Annotated in this window: 18 protein-coding genes; 8 read left to right on the top strand and 10 right to left on the bottom strand. The window is 63.3% G+C overall.

Annotated elements, in window-relative coordinates; all coding sequences use genetic code 11:
• The first annotated feature begins 31 nt into the window (after positions 1-31).
• From lpqS to BTO20_RS20750, 5 genes are all read left to right on the top strand, one after another.
• Positions 32-451, top strand: a complete 420-nt coding sequence (gene lpqS, locus BTO20_RS20770) for a putative copper homeostasis (lipo)protein LpqS (protein WP_157680286.1) — start codon at positions 32-34, stop codon at positions 449-451.
• A 203-nt stretch (positions 452-654) separates the two neighbouring features.
• Positions 655-1,680, top strand: a complete 1,026-nt coding sequence (locus BTO20_RS20765) for a PLP-dependent cysteine synthase family protein (protein WP_232490797.1) — start codon at positions 655-657, stop codon at positions 1,678-1,680.
• Entirely contained in the window at positions 1,680-2,945 is a 1,266-nt protein-coding gene (locus BTO20_RS20760; protein ID WP_198344005.1) for an MFS transporter, read from the top strand. Before BTO20_RS20765 ends, BTO20_RS20760 begins: the two co-directional genes overlap by 1 nt.
• Before the next feature lie 357 nt (positions 2,946-3,302).
• Positions 3,303-3,602, top strand: a complete 300-nt coding sequence (locus BTO20_RS20755; RefSeq protein ID WP_087078070.1) for a hypothetical protein — start codon at positions 3,303-3,305, stop codon at positions 3,600-3,602.
• A gap of 405 nt (positions 3,603-4,007) precedes the next feature.
• Positions 4,008-4,439: a rhodanese-like domain-containing protein gene (locus BTO20_RS20750; protein WP_087078069.1), complete on the top strand. Its 432-nt coding sequence runs from the start codon at positions 4,008-4,010 to the stop codon at positions 4,437-4,439.
• 90 nt (positions 4,440-4,529) lie between these two features.
• On the opposite strand, the gene BTO20_RS20745 is transcribed toward BTO20_RS20750, so the two are convergent.
• Complete coding sequence (locus tag BTO20_RS20745; RefSeq protein ID WP_087078068.1) at positions 4,530-4,790, bottom strand: heavy-metal-associated domain-containing protein; 261 nt, start codon at positions 4,788-4,790, stop codon at positions 4,530-4,532.
• A 269-nt stretch (positions 4,791-5,059) separates the two neighbouring features.
• On the opposite strand from BTO20_RS20745, the gene BTO20_RS20740 reads away from it, so the two are divergent.
• The gene (locus BTO20_RS20740; RefSeq protein ID WP_087078067.1) at positions 5,060-5,632 is read left to right on the top strand and encodes a DUF1942 domain-containing protein; all 573 of its coding nucleotides are present in this window, start codon (positions 5,060-5,062) and stop codon (positions 5,630-5,632) included.
• 56 nt (positions 5,633-5,688) lie between these two features.
• Here BTO20_RS20740 and BTO20_RS20735 read toward each other — a convergent pair whose 3' ends face one another.
• A complete protein-coding gene (locus tag BTO20_RS20735) occupies positions 5,689-6,483 on the bottom strand; it encodes a cytochrome c biogenesis CcdA family protein (protein WP_087078066.1) in 795 nt (264 codons plus the stop codon).
• A complete protein-coding gene (locus BTO20_RS20730; protein ID WP_232490796.1) occupies positions 6,480-7,049 on the bottom strand; it encodes a TlpA family protein disulfide reductase in 570 nt (189 codons plus the stop codon). Before BTO20_RS20730 ends, BTO20_RS20735 begins: the two co-directional genes overlap by 4 nt.
• A 255-nt stretch (positions 7,050-7,304) precedes the next feature.
• On the opposite strand from BTO20_RS20730, the gene BTO20_RS20725 reads away from it, so the two are divergent.
• Positions 7,305-7,733, top strand: a complete 429-nt coding sequence (locus BTO20_RS20725; protein ID WP_087078064.1) for a BlaI/MecI/CopY family transcriptional regulator — start codon at positions 7,305-7,307, stop codon at positions 7,731-7,733.
• Between the two features lie 70 nt (positions 7,734-7,803).
• Here BTO20_RS20725 and BTO20_RS20720 read toward each other — a convergent pair whose 3' ends face one another.
• From BTO20_RS20720 to ripB, 3 genes are all read right to left on the bottom strand, one after another.
• On the bottom strand, positions 7,804-9,987 hold the full coding sequence (locus tag BTO20_RS20720; RefSeq protein WP_087078063.1) for a heavy metal translocating P-type ATPase: 2,184 nt from the start codon (positions 9,985-9,987) through the stop codon (positions 7,804-7,806).
• A 92-nt stretch (positions 9,988-10,079) separates the two neighbouring features.
• Positions 10,080-10,445, bottom strand: coding sequence for a hypothetical protein (locus tag BTO20_RS20715; protein ID WP_232490795.1), 366 nt, complete (start codon positions 10,443-10,445; stop codon positions 10,080-10,082).
• A gap of 302 nt (positions 10,446-10,747) precedes the next feature.
• Complete coding sequence (gene ripB, locus BTO20_RS20710; RefSeq protein ID WP_232491251.1) at positions 10,748-11,380, bottom strand: NlpC/P60 family peptidoglycan endopeptidase RipB; 633 nt, start codon at positions 11,378-11,380, stop codon at positions 10,748-10,750.
• A gap of 785 nt (positions 11,381-12,165) precedes the next feature.
• On the opposite strand from ripB, the gene BTO20_RS20705 reads away from it, so the two are divergent.
• The gene (locus tag BTO20_RS20705) at positions 12,166-12,762 is read left to right on the top strand and encodes a class I SAM-dependent methyltransferase (RefSeq protein ID WP_087078061.1); all 597 of its coding nucleotides are present in this window, start codon (positions 12,166-12,168) and stop codon (positions 12,760-12,762) included.
• A gap of 530 nt (positions 12,763-13,292) precedes the next feature.
• Here BTO20_RS20705 and BTO20_RS20700 read toward each other — a convergent pair.
• The 4 genes from BTO20_RS20700 to BTO20_RS20685 are packed head-to-tail and all read right to left on the bottom strand — an operon-like array spanning position 13,293 to position 15,886.
• A complete protein-coding gene (locus BTO20_RS20700) occupies positions 13,293-13,841 on the bottom strand; it encodes a hypothetical protein (protein ID WP_087078060.1) in 549 nt (182 codons plus the stop codon).
• A 56-nt stretch (positions 13,842-13,897) separates the two neighbouring features.
• Complete coding sequence (locus BTO20_RS20695) at positions 13,898-14,533, bottom strand: class I SAM-dependent methyltransferase (RefSeq protein ID WP_087078059.1); 636 nt, start codon at positions 14,531-14,533, stop codon at positions 13,898-13,900.
• A 20-nt stretch (positions 14,534-14,553) separates the two neighbouring features.
• Positions 14,554-15,165, bottom strand: coding sequence for a methyltransferase family protein (locus BTO20_RS20690; protein ID WP_087078058.1), 612 nt, complete (start codon positions 15,163-15,165; stop codon positions 14,554-14,556).
• A gap of 58 nt (positions 15,166-15,223) precedes the next feature.
• On the bottom strand, positions 15,224-15,886 hold the full coding sequence (locus tag BTO20_RS20685; protein WP_087078057.1) for a DsbA family protein: 663 nt from the start codon (positions 15,884-15,886) through the stop codon (positions 15,224-15,226).
• Between the last annotated feature and the right edge of the window lie 30 nt (positions 15,887-15,916).

Genomic DNA, 15,916 nt, shown 5'->3' with positions numbered 1-15,916 from the left:
GGCAGTACTAGCTGTTACTGTGGTTAACACTGTGTGGCACAAAACCGTTCCTGGGACGGCGTGGTTGCGGTCGGCGACCACGCTCGGCGTCGTTGCCCTACTGATGATCGTCAGTGCGGGACTGACCGGAGCCGTGTCCAGCGGCGCGACGGAGCGCCATGCGCCTCATGTGCTTGCCGCGGCGACCGGGGCAGCCGCAGTCGTCAGCCTGGATCATCCCCATATTCAACGATACGACTCGGTGGCGGCCCCGGATACCTTTGCCGCGGCGGTGCTGCCTCGAGCCGCGACGGTTCTGGCGCTCGTCGCCGTCGCAGCCGGGTTAGCCGCCCTGTGGCTGTGCGAGACGCATGCGCCGGCAGCTACGCAACGGGGACCTCCGCTGCACATCGAAGCCAATCGTCTCTCGGGCCGGCGGATGCTGGTCCGCTTCTGTATCGATCGGCGCTGAGCGGGCGCACCGCCGCCGGCGCCGCGCGGCCTAATGGCCCGCGTCGGTGCCATCCCACCCGCTTGTCGACCCCTTCGCCGTGCGCTGCGTGCGGCTACCACCACAGGAGCTGTGTGTCCATGAACGAAGTTCTCTCTGTTTCTGCTGCCACAGATCTGGCAGCAAGCCCCCATCGGCCGGCCGGCAATCAACGAGTCGCAACGATGGTGGGCAACACCCCGGTGCTACGGATATCCGAGCCGTTCACCGCCGATGCACGGGGATTCTGGGCCAAGCTGGAAGGCTTCAACCCCGGCGGCATGAAAGACCGGCCCGCCATGCACATGCTTGAGCAGGGCCGCGCGCGAGGTGACCTCCGGCCAGGTGCCAGGATCATTGAATCCACCAGCGGCACATTAGGTTTAGGTCTTGCCCTGGCTGGAACGGTATATGGCCATCCGGTTACCTTGGTCGCCGACCCGGGCATGGAGCCGATCATCCACCGCATGCTCGCCGCGTATGGCGCCGATGTCGACGTGGTGGCCGAGCCTCACCCCCAGGGCGGCTGGCAGCAGGCCCGCCGTGACCGGGTGGCCGAGTTGCTGGCCACCCATCGGCATTCTTGGTACCCCGACCAGTACAACAATCCTGACAACGTCGCCGCCTACCGTGGACTGGCGCTGGAATTGCGTGCACAACTCGGCGATATCGATGTGCTGGTCTGCTCGGTAGGCACGGGGGGACACTCGGCCGGGGTGGCGCGGGTATTGCGGGAATTCAATCCTGATCTACGGTTGGTGGGTGTGGACACCATCGGTTCGACCATTTTTGGTCAGCCATCAACCACCCGGTTGATGCGAGGACTCGGATCGAGCATCTACCCACGGAACGTCGACTACGGGGCGTTCGACGAAGTCCACTGGGTGGCCCCCGATGAAGCGGTGTGGGCCTGCCGCACCCTGGCCGCCACGCATTACGCCAGCGGTGGCTGGAGTGTTGGGGCGGTAGCGCTCGTCGCCGGTTGGGTGGCGGCTGCTGAGCCGATCGATACCACGGTGGCCGCAGTATTCCCCGATGGCCCGCAACGGTATTTCGACACCGTCTACAACGACGACTACTGCCGTAGCCATGGACTGTTACGGACCCAGCCGCCGGCCGAGCCCGAATTTGTGGCCGATCCCGACAAGCTTGTCATCACTCGGTGGACACGCACCCGCCACATCGTCGATCCGGTCGAGGGCCGGCGCTGATGGGCGTATTCCGTCAGTTCACGACCTTCGGGTGGCCCAGCAGGATGCTGATGATCAACCAGTTCGGCATCAATCTGGGCTTCTACATGCTCATGCCCTACCTGGCCGGCTACCTCGCCGGTCCACTCGGGCTGGCAGCGTGGGTCATCGGCTTGGTCCTTGGAGTACGGAACTTCTCCCAGCAGGGAATGTTCATCGTGGGCGGCACCCTGGCCGACCGATTCGGCTATAAACCCCTCATCGTCGCCGGGTGTCTGTTGCGCACCGTGGGCTTCGCATTGCTGGTTTACGCCCACACCCTGCCGCTGCTCGTGATCGCCTCGGCAGCAACAGGTTTCGCTGGCGCATTGTTCAATCCCGCAGTCCGGGCCTACTTGGCAGCCGATTCGGAGTCCCGAAGATTGGAAGCGTTCGCCCTGTTCAACGTTTTCTATCAGGCCGGCATCCTGGCGGGTCCGCTGGCGGGACTTGCATTGATGGCACTGGACTTCCGCACGACGGCCACAGCGGCGGCGGCCGTGTTCGCCGTGCTGACGATCGCCCAGCTGTTCATGCTGCCCCAACACGCTTCGGGTCGCGCGGCATCGACAGCGAAAACAGCCGTCATTGACGACTGGCGCGCCGTCGTGTCGAATCGGTCGTTCGTTTGTTTTGCTGCGGCGATGATCGGCTCGTACGTGTTGAATTTCCAGGTCTATCTGGCCTTGCCATTGCACGCAGCCGCCATTGCTCCCCAGCGCTCTTCGTCGGTGGTGGCCGCGGTATTTGTCGTGTCGGCAGTCGTGGCGGTGGGCGGACAGCTGCGCCTAACCCGCTGGTTTGCCCAACGGTGGGGAAACGGGCGCGCGCTGGTGATCGGAATGACGATCTTGGCAGCGGCATTTGTGCCGTTGGTCGCCGTCCCCAACGCCGGCCGATTCGGCACGACTGGCGCGATCGTCGCCCTACTATGTTCCGCAGCGCTATTGGCGGTCGGTTCTGCGGCGGTGTTCCCGTTCGAGATGGATACCGTCGTCTCCTTGGCCGGCGGCCGCCTGGTAGCCACCCACTACGGGTTCTACAACACGATTGTCGGTGTGGGCATCCTCGTGGGCAATCTGGCGACGGGTTCGCTGCTGCAGGCGGCGCGCGGCGCTGGCGCCGATGAACTTCTGTGGGGTGGGCTGGTAGTGGTGGGTCTGATCGCCGCCTTGGCGATCTACCTGCTCGACCGCCGCGGACACCTCAGCGTCGCGCAGCAACCCATGGAGGCAGCCCAGCGCTGAGTCAGCTGCGCCGATTTGAACGCGACCATCCGGGTGCAGGCTGGGGGCACTCGGATGTGACGATCGAGCCCGCAGCAACACAGGGTTCTCGCCTTCATCCACGCGTCTGGCCGACCCATCCGGTCGGATGAACTCTGCTCGCCTGCTCGCAGGAGGAACGTCCAACCACGGTCGGGCCACGTCCCACCGGTCCGTGCCCAGCATCCAAATGCATTGGTATATACGTACTTTAGCGTGACAAAATCGTTGCAGCGTGTTGCTGGGGCATCACGCAGGTAGCTGTACCGTCTCGCTATCTGCCCAGTAACTACGTACTGGGCGTGATAGCGGTCCTCGGTGCGTGAAGGGAGTTCATTCATGAAGAAAGTTGTGGTGGCCGCGATTGGCGGTCCGTGTACCGTCCTGCTGCTGGCCGGCCCTGCGCACCTGGCTACAGCCGCACCTGCGGGCCTAGGAACGGTGCAAGACACCGTGTCGACATTGCAGTCGCACGGATATAAGGTGATCATGAATAAAACTGGCGCAGGCCCGTTGGAGCGCTGCACAGTCGCGGCAGTCCGACCCGGTCGAGATATCACCGAGCTGCGTAAGAATTCCCGGGAACGCACCGTTGAACGGGTTGTCTACAAGACGGTGTATCTCGACGTGTCGTGCTAGCGGCGTTCTCGGGTTCTGTCGTCGACTTCGCTTGAACGGCTACGGGCAGCACTGACTTTGGTGATCTTGGGTGCGGACGCGGGATCGAGCGCCCACGGCGCACCATAGGACGCACTGCGCGATCGTTCGGACGAGGGGATGTCCGACCGCCCGTCGCAGGCGTGAAGGTGGCGTCTGTGGCCGTGTAGTCATCGACGAGTCCTTTCGGGTGGATATTGTCACCGTAACGCGGTATTGACTGGCTTGGGTAGCGGTGCGCGTCGGAATTCGTGCTGAAGCGAAGGGTTGTGCCCCAAGGATTCTGCGAGCGATACCTCGGCGGCGGTGCCGGTAGACGATTTGACGATTGCGAGGTCAAGATCGCCTTGGACTGCCATAATCGCAATCGTGCGAAAGTGCTTGGCGATGGGCGCCGTCGGCATCGCTGTCAGCGCAGTACTCGTTACGCTGGCGGGGTGTCAGTCGACCGCCATGCCTATCTCTGCGGTGTCGGCGCCGGCGGGGACTTCGACCGAGGTGTACCGCTGGCGTTCGGTCGGGCCGCGGGAGTTCGCGGAGATCATCACTGAGCCGGGTCGCGTGACCATGAACGTCCATATCCCCTACGAAGGGGACATTGCCGGCACCGATCTGTCGATGCCGTTCGATCAGATCCAAGCGCGATCCGATGCGTTGCCGCAGGAACGCGCCACCCCTGTTGCCGTGTACTGCCGTTCGGGCAGGATGAGTCAGGTCGCAGCGATCACTTTGACCGCCATGGGGTATCGAGACATCGTCGAGTTGGCTGGTGGCACTGTGGCCTGGGAGGGCAGCGGCCGTACGCTTGTCTGGCGTTAGGCGCTGCCGGGTCCGCTGGCGAAGTTGCGGCCTTGACGCACCGATCCCGCTATTCAGGGTGGCGCGGCCAGAGGCACGCAGGATAATCGGCTAGCAGCACCCGCACGAGGAGCTTGTTGAGGTCGACGGTTCTGGCGAAGATTCTGTACGAACCGCCCCGTAGCCGGCCTCCTTGACTGCGGCGACGATTGCCTCTTCGGGGACAGGCGCCGCGCTGGTGACCACCAACCGGCCAGTGGCGGCACTGACCTCGATCTGTGTGACACCGTCGACGCCGGTGACCTCCTCGCGAACCGACTGCTCGCAGTGGCCGCAGGTCATACCCGATACGTGATACTCGGTAACTGTCATCAGAACACTCCTTCCATACCCTGGTGGGGTATCAACGGTTGACTATATACCTCCGTGGCGTCTACTGCCAGAGGGTCAAACCTCACCGGGACGATCGCGAATTCCACTCAGAGCGTGGAGTTTTCCGGCGCGGTGGCACGGCGGTCCGGAGACCACCGTGCCGAGTGGACGTGCCGATTGCTACGACATAAGTCCGTAGCTAGGCTGTTGTCAGAGTTCTGACCAGCGAAAGGCATGCACTCGTGCGAAATCTTCCAAAACTCGCCGCCATGGCCGCGATACTCCTGCTCACCGCCCTCGGGGCGCTGGGTACCCCTCGCGCAGCGGCGGCATCCGATCTCTGCCCGCACCGGTTCGGTGCCGCGCAACGGCTGACTGACGCCAATGGCGCTGTCGTGGCCGGGTGGTCGGTGTCGGGGCTGCGCAGTAGCACCGACTACATACCGGGTTACGCGGCGGGCGGGCGGTTGTGGGAGGCCGACGCCACCGTGGAGGCCCTGACTGGCACGGTGACGCCTGTCATCCCCAATCTGTATGCGGTGTCGCCCACTGGTGAGCGCTATCAAGTTCTCTGGCAGATTGCCAGCCCAGACGGCTTGGCGCCCAACACTCTTGAGCAAGGCCAACGATCGGCCGGGAAGCTGTACTTTGATGTGACCGGCGCCGATCCCATGGGCGTCATCTACACCGCCGCCGGTTCCGCACCAGCACTGATGTGGTGCTGTAACGGCGAGATGAAGATGTCCATGCCGATGTCGGGCGGGATGGCCATGCCGATGGCCGGTGGACCCTGTTGCGACGGACCCCAGCCGTGCCCGTGCTGTGCAGGGATGTGCCCGTGACGGGTCGTTCTCTGGGGTTGAGATGGACGACCCTGTCGACCACGCCGCGAGCGGTGTTAGATCGGCATGACTGTCGTCGAGACGAACTGATCGCGCAGCCAACCGACAAATTCGGCCCACTGCCCGGTCACCAGAGCGACACCCACCGCTATGAGTGCGACACCGCCGGCGATTTGAATGGACCGTGAATGCCGCCGGGTCCATCCCAGCCAGCGATTGACTGACCCCACACCGAGCGCAATCCCCACGAACGGCACACCCAGCCCCAAGCAGTAGGCCACGATCATCAGCACGCCACGCACCGCACTGACGCCTTGTGTGCTGGCGGCCACCGAGAGGATTCCGGCCAGGGTGGGACCCAGGCAGGGTGTCCACCCCAGCCCGAACGTTGCGCCCAGTAGGGGAGCGCCGCCCAGGCCGCCGACCAGTGGTGGATGAAATCGCAGATCCCGTTGCAGCGCCGGCACCAATCCGATGAAGGCCAATCCCATCACGATGGTCACCACGCCGCCAACCCGTTCCAACAGTTCGCGATTGAGGGCCAGCGTGCCGATCACGCCAAAGACCGAAGCGGTTGCGGCGACGAACACCGCGGTGAAACCGGCAACAAACAGGACTGCGGCGCCGGTCACCCGCCAGGCGTCACGTGACCAGGCCTGTTGGTCGCCGCGCCCGGGGACACCTACCGTGCCCGCGAGGTAGGACAGGTATCCAGGGATCAGTGGCACACAGCATGGCGAGGCGAAGGATACGAAACCGGCGAGGGCCGATGCAGCCAATCCCAGAATCAGTGGCCCGGTCGCCGCCGCATCGGCGAAGGCGTTGCCGATACCCTGAGGGTGGGTAGTCACGATTCGCGTGCCACTCGCTGCACAATGGGGCGTAGGTCCTCGGCCAGCAGTGCGCGTAGAAAAATCGCCGCAACACGGTGGTGGCGGTCGAGTACCAGGGTTGTCGGGACGACGCTGGTCGGATATCCCCTGCCCAATGCGATGAGGCTGCGCATCGGCGGGTCGAAGATGGAGGGATACCGAACATTGCGGTCGGTAACGAAATCGGTCGCAGCACTGCGGTTATCGCGCACATCGATACCGAGGAACGCCACCCCCAGGGATTCGGTTTCATCGAAGACTTTCTCCAGCTGCGGCGTTTCGGTTCGGCAGGGGCCGCACCACGAGCCCCAGACGTTGATCACGACGGCCTTGTCTGGGAAGTCTGAAAGGTGGATCGGCTGGCCAGTGCGTAGGCTGGGTCCGTTGAGGTCGCCGATTGCGCTACGGGAATCAGCAGGGTCGTAGAACAGGTCGGTTTTGCCGCCGGGCGACACAAATTCGAAACTGCCGCCTTGCGCTACGGCATCGCGGCCGGTGCTGCAGCCAGCAGTGACGAGCGCGCCGAGCAGCGCGATACCGAACACGCGTCCCGCGCAGGTATATGGCATCAGTCCTCCGACACTGAATCACCCAAGAGCTGTAATACGTCCTAGGTACGTAGATAGTATGTTATCGACTCTGCGGCAGGGTCCGATGCCGTAGGCATCGACAGCACTTCGGCTGCTCCACCAGGGGAATGAGGTTAGCTACGTGGTTATGCAGTACGCAGATATCACGTTTTTGAACTGCGCAAACGCTGCGCACACCGTAGGCTTGCCGCCAGGCTGCCGGGAGATGAAGTGAGAATACGCGGATTTGGAGAACTCGAAGCGGTGATCATGGACCGCGTGTGGTCCCGTCGATCTCAGACGCCGGTGACGGTCCGCGACATCTGCGAGGAACTGTGCGCCGAGCGTCAGATCGCCTACACCACAGTGATGTCGACAATGGACAATCTGCACACCAAAGGGTGGTTGGCGCGGATCCGAGATGGCAAAGCCTACCGGTACTGGCCTACCCTGACCCGTGAGCAGCACAGTGCCCGGCTGATGTGTGAGGCGCTCGACGGCGGGGGACAAGCAGAAGTTGTGCTCGGCTACTTCCTCGAACAGATCGGTCCGGACAGGTCGGCACGGCTGCGCACGGTATTGAGCCGACGTGGACGGTCGAAACAGTCAAAAGGTCCGCGGGCCAGCGACGATACGGCGGGCGCCGAGTCTCTGGGATAGGCAACATTACGCCGGCCGACTCGATGGCGGGTCGCAGCGCGCACGACTTTCGCCGTGTATTCGTGGGGTGTTAGGCCGGTTGGTCTGTCGGTAATTTCAGGCGCTTGAGCATCAGTGCGTTCACCGCCACGATCAGGCTCGAACCTGACATCGATAGCGCGGCGACCTCCGGACGCAGCACCAATCCGAATAGCGGTTGAAAAACCCCTGCAGCGATCGGCAGCGCGATCACGTTGTAACCCACGGCCCACCCGAGGTTCTGACGCATCTTCCGTAGAGTGGCTCGCCCGATGCGCAGGGCGATGGGCACATCGAGTGGATCTGACCGCATCAACACCACGTCAGCGGTTTCGATGGCGACGTCGGTGCCAGCGCCGATTGCGATTCCCAAATCGGCCTGTGCGAGGGCCGGCGCATCATTGACACCGTCGCCAACCATCGCGACCTTGGTGTTGGAACGCTGCACTGCGGAAATCTCTGCGGCCTTGTCACGTGGCAGCACGTCGGCGATGACGCTGTCGATGGCCAGCTGGCTGGCGATGCGTTTCGCGGTGGCTTCATTGTCACCGCTCAACATCACCACATCCACTCCAAGCTCATGCAAAGCTGACACCGCCGCCGCTGAGGTTTCCCGGGCGGCATCGGCCAATGCGATCACGCCCACGCCCCGACCATCCACCGCGACAAGTACGGCGGTGCGCCCGCCTTCAGCCAGCTCATCACGCTTGGCCATGAGGGCCCCGAAGTCAATCTTCTCCTCCACCATCAATTTTCGGTTTCCCACGGCCACGCTGCGACCCTCCACGACGGCGGTCACCAGAGTTAGCAGTTCAGTTTCGGCGATCCCGTCAACCACGACATCGGTCACTGCTGGCCGCCCCTTGGTCAACGTACCGGTTTTGTCCATCACCACCGTCTGGATGCGGGCCGCGGTCTCCAGCGCCGTGGCGTTTTTGAACAGCACACCACGTTTGGCGCCCAAGCCGGTCCCCACCATGATGGCCGTTGGTGTCGCCAGCCCGAGCGCATCTGGGCAGGTGATCACGACGACGGTGATCGCAAACAACAATGCGGTCTGGACACCTGCGCCCACCAGCCACCAAACGAGGAAAGTCGCCACGCCGCCGATGAGAGCGACCAGGACCAGCCAGAAGGCCGCGCGGTCGGCCAACCGCTGACCGGGGGCCTTGGAATTCTGTGCTTCCTGGACCATCTGCACGATCTGGGCGAGCACAGTGTCAGACCCCACCTTGGTGGCACGCACATACAACGTGCCAGTGGTGTTGATCGAGGCTCCGATCACCGCCGAACCCGGGTTTTTGGTGACGGGCAGGCTCTCGCCGGTCACCATGGACTCATCCACCTCGGAGTGCCCGTCGGTTACCTCGCCGTCGACCGGAATCTTTGAGCCAGGGCGGATCAACAACAGGTCTCCGACTACAAGATCGGCAGTCGGCACTTCTACCGGCGTGCCGTCCCGCACGATTACCGCTGTCGGCGGTGCAAGCTCGAGCAGCGTGCGGATGGCATCGTTGGCGCCGCCTCGCGCACGCATCTCAAACCAATGCCCCAGCAGCACGAATGTCGTGAGTACCGAAGCCGCTTCGTAGAAGACCTCGCCACCACCGGTCAGAGTCACGCCGACGCTGTAGAGCCAACCGGCGCCGACGGCGACGGCGACCAGCACCATCATGTCTAGTGTGTGAGCGCGCAGCGCACGCCAAGCTCCATCGAAAAAGATCCACGCGCTGTAGAAGACCACGGGAATACTCAACAGCAACGTGAAGACGTCATCGCGCATCCCGAACGGCGCCGAGAGAGTGAAGCCAAACATGTTGCGCCCCATCGGTGACCACAACATGATCGGGATCGACAGCGTCAACGCGACGATGAATCGGTTCCGCATATCGCGGACCATCTGGTCCATCGACATACCGACGTGACCGCCGTGCCCCATCATTTCTTGTGGCGATACCGCGCCGTGGACATCATGTTGTCCGGGCTCCGCCATCGGATCACACACATGGTTCGGCACCGATTGGCCCGCGCAGTGAAGTTCACATTCGCGCACCCACCCCGATAGTGCGTCTACCGACGTATGCGCAGGGTCGTAGGTCACCGTCGCGGTTTGGTTCGCCGCGTTCGCCGCGACCGACACCACACCGGGGCGTCGCCGCAAAGCCGACTCGACAACTCCACCAGAGGTAGCCCAGTGCAACCCACCCACATGCAGCACCACGGTGCTCTCAGCCATGGTTCCAGGATCGCCGCGCGTCGTAAGACTCAGCTAGCCCTCCGATAAAGATTGCGTCAAGAAGGAACAACGGCACCTGCTATCACTGTCGGCTAGTGCGGATGGTCGAACAGCACCAGGGTGTCGGCCAAAGCACCGTCGACGAAATACGCGCGGCACGTAAACGGGTCATGCATCAGGGTGCCGACCTCGGTTTGTGCATCGACCATGCCAGAGACATTCCATACCGTAATCCGCGCATGATCGACACCTTTAAGGGAATCGTTGCCAATGAGTGAAAACAGGTCTCGGCTGTCGGGATCCAACTCGCTGGCCGTCGCCTTGACCTCGGAAAGGTTGGCAGTCGACGGTGAGGCCAACTGGGCGCGCACATCAGTTTCGCACCGCTGTTGTGCCATACGTTCGTTCGAGTTTGCCGCGCCGAAACCCTGTGTCTTCACTGCGATTACTACGATCACCGCCAAGAACGCTACTGCTGTAGAGGCGATGAGCCATAAGGGCACACTGCGCTTCGATGGCCCAGGTTGACTATGCATCTCCCGAACCTTCCCCGGTCACGGCCCAAACGACGACCCGCTGACATGACCCCTTGTGCGCGCAGCTCATCCGCCGACCATTGATCAGACGCGGCCCTGACAACGGTTTCACCCAACCTCATTCATCTACTGGCCGCGATAGTAGTTGGACTGTCGAGGCGGCGCAGATGCGGCGGCAGGTCCGCCGACCAGGAAGTTAACGGCAATGGCAACACCTGCATTCGCTAGCTCTCGATCACCCGTGTCACATAGGGAGTCATCCCGGCGGTACGTACAGGTGAGATCTTGACCGGCACACCCGTCTGCTGCGCTTCCAACATCTGCCCGCCCCCCAGATAGAGGGCCTCGTGCTGTCCGCCACCGGGACCCCAGAACAGCAGGTCTCCCCGTTTGGCTTGAGAGGGCGGGATGTGACGGCCTGCGGTGTACTGGTCTCCGGAGTATCGCGGCAGCAGAACACCCACTCCGGCGAATGCGTAACGTGTCAACCCCGAACAGTCGAAACCGACGGTGTTCGCGCCCGAATCGATACCGCGACTCGGACCGGTAAGGCTTCCACCACCCCAGGAATAGGGGACTCCGATTTGGGAGCCTGCCCGCCGAATCACATACTCGATCGCCTGCGCTCCATAGACGCGGTTCCCCTTCAGGGGGGCGGGACTGGTGGGACCAGAGAAACCCAGGCTGGCCATGAATGAACGCCCGAGATCCATCGTTGTCTGCGCAGCGATAGCGCTGGCCTGCAGCGAAGCATTGGCAACCGCCAGCGGATCGCCTGGCGCTCCGGCGCTGATCAGCTTGGGTAACGTCGGATCCCATTCACCTTTATCGGCAGTCGCGACCGCCGGACTAATCATGCCGAGCAGCGCAACTAAGACGACCGCGAACCAGGTGCGTGCCATGCCCATCACCACCCGTCAGAAGCTCGTGCCAGCCACCGTCTACGACTTTGCGGCAGGGCCGACCAATTACGTAGTCGCACCGTACTAACGGTTAGCGTAAATCACTCCTGCCACAAATGTAACGCCAAGCTCAAATTTCACTTTGGCAATGTTTGGCTCAGCGGCGGCTACAGGCGTGTGGTTGATACCGCTTCACACGCGGATTCCTTGACTCTCCGAAGCTCATCAGTGCAAGCGGTTGACGAGTAACTGACGAAGATCCGCCGCTGCAATCCCGCCAAAGTCCTCACCCCTCACGAGCGTGTCACCGACCACCACGGATGGCATGCGGGTGCGCGACGGTTCCACGTATGACATCGGCACGGTAATCGTGGCGCGCTTCGACGAGCAGATTGGCGACCGCCGAACGTCGGCACCAGGTCACCACCTCCGGCCGGCGCACGGCGCGTGGCATTGGATCGACGATCAAATCGCTCACCGGTCGGCCCCGGCGGTACTCCCGTGCGGGCACGGTACGGACTGCGGAGGGCCATGTTTACGGCGCACTGCTCGGCGCTGGCCCTACGGTGAACACCGGTTTACCGCGCTGCACGCCGTGTAGGCCGCCTTGGGCATCAGCCCGCGGGTTCGTTCCCGGCACACATCCGCTCCGGGTCAGCGCTATATGCATCTTCGTGACCATTGAGCATGATACCCCTGGGGGGTACACTACTCAGAAGTGGCCCCGCAGAGGAGACGCGATGAAACTCAACTCAATTGAACGTGCCGCCATGAACAACCCTATCCGGGCCGCCCATCAACATCATCGCGAAGCCGCCTGGTTTCGGCGCCTGGCCGGGGGCGGATTGGCTGGCAAGCACGTCCTCGAGGTGGGGTGCGGACGGGGCGTCGGAGCCGAAGTAATCCTCGACCGTTTGGGCGCTGCCCAGGTGAGTGCCTTCGACCTGGACGAGACAATGGTCGAGCTGGCGCGCAGACGCCTGCACGGTCGCCCCGTGTCGCTGTCAGTGGGCGATGCATGCGATATCGCCCAACCGGCGCAGAGCATGGACGCCGTGGTGGACTTTGGGATCATCCACCACGTCCCCGATTGGCCCCAGGCAATCGCCGAGATGGCCCGCGTAATGCGGCCCGGAGGTCTGCTGTTGTTCGAAGAGGTGCCACGCCACGTCCTGGACACGTGGGCTTTTCGCACCTTGACGGTGCATCCGCGCGAAAACCGGTTCGAGGCAGACGAATTCGCCGCCGAGTTGAGTCGCCACGGACTCCACGGGTCCGGCCAGCTCGAAAGCCACATCGGCGGGATGGTGTTCATTGGAGCTGCGCGGAAAAGTTAGCGCTCATGTCAGCGCGCTACCGCGCAGCCACTCCTCCAAGGGCACACTCAAGTCGCCGTTCTGCCACAAGCTGCAGTGGCTCACCGCCCCGGCGGAAAACTGACCCTCGTCGACCACATCCGTTATCCGTAGGTCTACTTGGGGTGTACTCGACTGTCGCCGACGTTGGCTATCGGTGCGGCGCCTATCGTGAGGGGCAGTCTTATCTGTAGGGCTGTACTCGATGATTTTCGGGTGCACCGGGATGAGGGTTGGTTCCGCATCGTTGGATGTCTCAGTTCTTGGTGGAACAGGAGCGGCGGGTCGGACGTCTAACTGGGTGTGGATGCTGAGGAACGCCAAGTCCTTGCGGATGAGGGTTTAGATCCGGATGACCCGCGAGTGGTGACGGCGATCGATTTGGTTCGGTGGGAGTTGTCTCTGCTTAGCGACGTTGTCTGTAGCGGTGTCATCGACGAACACCGAAACGGGTCAAGCCGATGGCGTTTCCGATGAGTGGCGGATGGGCGTGTGCTGGTTGACGCGACGACTCAGGAGCCCATCATTCCGCGGCCGCCCATCATGGGGCTCATCATGGCAGGCATGCCGTCGGTGACGAAGCCGGTGACTTCGTGTGCGTGGGCGCGGATGGCGTTGGTGAGGTTGGGATCGTTGGCGGTCTCGGTGGCGATAACACCGTTGGGGGTCAGCATGATTCGCCGCTGGTAGTCGGGTGCGCGACGGAACAGGGTGGGCAGGCTTTGACTCATGCAGCTCACTTCGGCGCCCTGGTCGAGGTGGTCATACATCGAGGACACGTGGGCGTGTAGTTGGGCGACGAGGTCGTCGGCGTCGGATTCGGTGGTGGTGCGGACCCCTCCGGGGATGTTCTCCACGGTGCGCCTTAGTTCGCTGTGGCGGGCGAACATGGTCATGTAGCGGTCCATGTCGGTGCCCGACACGCCGCCCATCATGCCGGGACCGTTGGCGTTCCCGGTGGGCATGCGAATGCTGGTGGTGCGCAACAGGTATCCCAGTGCGGCGATAGCCCCGGCCCCGCCGAGGAGGGCAAGTGCGGTGCGTCTGGTGAGTTCGGTCATGTGTGGCTTCTTTCGTGATGGTGTCCTGCTCGGACCGCTGTTGGCCGCCGGGCAGGTCAGGTGGTGGCGGTTTTGTGAGCGGCGACGCGTTCGACGAGGCCGAGTGTGAACCGCTCACGATGATCGATGGCGAGGTCGGTCGCGGCCCGCAGGTGCTCTAGGGGGCGGCGTAGGAAGTGTTCGCCGCCAAGGGGAACGGTGAACAATTCCAAGAACCGCTGCACGGCTCGGACTGGGGCGGTGCTGCTGCGGATGTGGTCGACGAGGATGAGTTTTCCGCCGGGGCGCAGGACTCGGGTCATTTCGGTGAGGGCTTGGCTGTGGTCGGGGATGGCACAGAGCCCGAAGGTGCAGACCACGCTGTCGAAGCTGGCGTCATCGAACGGCAGGTGGTGGGCGTCGGCTTGTTGCAGGGTGGCCGGGTGGCCGAGATCGGCGGCACGTTGACGAGCCAGGTCGAGCATCTGCTGGCTCCAATCGATCCCGGTCAGCGTGACGTCCTTGGGGTAGAAGGCAAGGTTGAGTCCGGTGCCGATCGCGACCTCCAAGACGTCGCCGCTAGCTTGGCTGCAGACCCACTGGCGAGAATCGCCGAACAGGTGACGATCGAAGAACCCGATCTCACGGTCATAGGTGGCCGATTTCTTGTCCCAGTACCGGTTCCAACGGGCGGTGCGATCATCGGTGGCCATGGTTCACCTCGCGTCGGCCGTCAGACGGTCAGGGTGCGTCCGATGTGGGGAACAAACCGGCCGACAGCCCCACAGTAGTCCCGGTAGACCTGCCCGTGGATGGTGTTGAGATAGGGCTCTTCGACGACGCGGACCTGCAGCTCGATCGTCACCCACAGGACGGCGAACGCGGCCAGGGCGAGCGGGTTGGGGGTCATCACGGTTATGCCGGCGGCGAAGATCAGCATGGCGGTGAAGATGGGATTGCGGACCAGCCCGAACACGCCACTGCGCACCAATGTGGTTGTTTCACTGGGATCCACCCCAATACGCCAGGACTCGCCCATGTCGCGTTGGGCGTAGAGCGTGGCCGCGATCCCGGCGACGGCCAGCACCGTTCCGCTCGCCTGAATCCACGGCGCCTGCAGCAGCGCAATCGGGGTGAGGATGTCGAGCAGTTGCAGCAGCGGCGCGGCCGCCCCGGCGAGGATGGCGGCGATGAATCCAGCGCCGGCCAACCATTGCAGCGACCCGGGCCGGCCGTGGATGCCGCGGAATCCGGTGGAGCCGGTGTGGCGGTACTGGGTCCAGCTGCGCCAGCCGAATCCCAACACAGCGAAAATCAGATACAGACCGAGTGCGGTGGCGGGCATCAGACGGTTCCTCCTGGCTTAATGGGATGTCGGGCGGGTGGCCGCGGCAGGCAAGCGGCTAGTTGGCGGCGAGCGCTTCGTCGAACGCTGTGGTCAGGTCTTGGTAGCTGTGTGGCTGGATGCGGGTGTCGTTGAGGAAAAACGTCGGGGTTCCCTTCACCCCCAAGGCCCGGCCGTCGGCGATGTCGAGCCGGATGCGTTCCAGCGTCGCGGGATCGGCGTAGGCGGCGTCGAAGACGGCCATGTCCAGGCCGAGTTCTGTTGCGAATCCGCGGAATACGTCATCTGCCGGGGTTTGCTTTTCACCCCACTGGGCCTGGGTGTCATACATCTTGCGATACATCGCCTCCAGGTGGCCCTGTTGGGCGGCGGCTTCCACCGCCCGGGCGGCCCGCTCGGCGTTGACGTGGGCTTGCAGCGGGAAGTAGCGGATCACGAAGTTCACCCGGTCCCCGTATTGGGCCCGCGCTTTTTCGATCTCTGGGTAGACCGCGCGGCAGCCCTCGCATTCGAAGTCGAGAAACTCCACGAACGTCACTGTGCTGTCGGGCACTGCGTTGAGGCGGTGACTGTTCTCCCGCACCAACTGCCCAGCCTGGACATTCTCGGGCTGCGCTGGGGTGGTCGAGGCGCGGTCGCGCACCGACAGGTAGGTCAGCGCACCGATCGCCATGGCGGCGATGACGAACGCGGTGAGCACCATGCGGCTGGTGCGCGCCATTGAGATACCTCTTTCGCGGGATCGGCGGCG

The sequence above is a fragment of the Mycobacterium dioxanotrophicus genome (assembly GCF_002157835.1).
GTDB lineage: Bacteria > Actinomycetota > Actinomycetes > Mycobacteriales > Mycobacteriaceae > Mycobacterium > Mycobacterium dioxanotrophicus.
Note: the sequence above shows the minus strand (reverse complement) of the source record. Positions and strands in the feature narration are given on the sequence as shown.